The sequence below is a fragment of the Streptomyces sp. BE20 genome, assembly GCF_036322525.1.
Taxonomy (GTDB): domain Bacteria; phylum Actinomycetota; class Actinomycetes; order Streptomycetales; family Streptomycetaceae; genus Kitasatospora.
Window position 1 is genome coordinate 1 of the sequence record NZ_JAQYWW010000076.1, and the last position, 1,382, is coordinate 1,382.

Below are 1,382 nucleotides of genomic sequence, written 5' to 3' on the forward strand. Positions count from 1 at the left end.
AGCGCACCGTCGCCTGGCTCGGCGGCTTCCGCCGACTCCACCGCCGCTACGAACGCAAGGCCGACCACTTTGCAGCCTTCGCCAGCATCGCAGCCGCCCTCATCTGCCACCGCCGACTCTCCAAATGAGATGACTTCTTAGTGGGCGTTTCATCCGTCAGCGGGCTGATTAGTCCTGATTCTTGGGATGAGGAGCGGACCCGGCTGCCGTGACTCCGGAGGCTTGGTGGGGCGGAAGTGTCACCAGCGTGCAGATGTCCGCCGGAACTGCGCGGTTCCTCCTGCCTCGTCCCGGGAAGCCGGATCAAGGCGCATTTGTCGGCCGAGGGCCGCGACCTCTGGCCAGAGCAGCGATCCCGCAGTATGCCGTCATCATGACGGCCCGCCGACCGTATCCGAGCGACCTGTCCGACGCCCGCTGGGCCCTGGTCGAACCCACCCTCACGACCTGGCGCGAGGAACGTACCGCACGCGCCCTGGCCTTCGGGCGGCCACCCGAGCACGACCTGCGTGACCTGCTGGACGCGATCCTCTACGTCTACCGCACCGGCATCCCCTGGCGCTACCTCCCACACGATTACCCGCCTCACCAGACCGTCTACGCCTACTTCGCCCGCTGGCAACGCGACGGCGTGTTCGAGCAGCTCAACGGCCTCCTGCGACGCCTCGTCCGCACTGCCGAGGGCCGCAATCCGGCACCGACCGCCTGCATCCTCGACTCCCAGAGCGTGAAAACCTCCACCAACGTTCCCGCCGCAACCCAGGGAATCGACGTCGGGAAGAAGATTGTCGGCAGGAAGCGGAACATCGTCACCGACACCCTCGGCCTGCTGCTGGCCGTGCTGGTCACCGCCGCGAGCGTGCACGACGGCACCGCCGGCCAACAGCTGCTGACCCGGGTGGCCGCCGACCACCCCACCATGCGCAAGGCCTGGGCCGACATGGGCTACAAGAACGCCGTCATCGAACATGGCGCCACCCTCGGAATCGACGTCGAGATCGTCCTTCGTGACCCCACTACCAGGGGATTCGCCGTCCAGCCCCGCCGCTGGGTCGTCGAACGCACCCTGGGCTGGCTGATGAACCACCGCCGCCTCGCCCGCGACTACGAAGCCCTCCCGGCCCGATCCGAAGCCATGATCCACGTCGCGATGATCAGCCTCATGACCCGCCGCCTCACTGGCGAAACGACCCCCACCTGGCACGGAACCTGACCTCGACAACCAGGAGCGAAACACCCACTAAGTCCGTTTCTGGTAGCGGCCTCGTCCGGGTTGGGTGAGGAAGCCTTGGCGAGTGAGGCGTCCGAGGCGGCTGCGGGTGATGTTGACGGACGCCTCGTCGGTGGGCATGCCGAGGAGTTCGTGCAGCTCGCCTGCCCGG

Annotated in this window: 1 protein-coding gene and 1 pseudogene; both read left to right on the forward strand. The window is 67.3% G+C overall.

Features of this window, described 5'->3' with window-relative positions; all coding sequences use genetic code 11:
- A pseudogene (locus tag PUR61_RS00275) lies at positions 1–128 on the forward strand (IS5/IS1182 family transposase); the annotation flags it as partial.
- A gap of 245 nt (positions 129–373) precedes the next feature.
- Positions 374–1,213: an IS5 family transposase gene (locus PUR61_RS00280; protein WP_329874370.1), complete on the forward strand. Its 840-nt coding sequence runs from the start codon at positions 374–376 to the stop codon at positions 1,211–1,213.
- Positions 1,214–1,382: the final 169 nt, after the last annotated feature.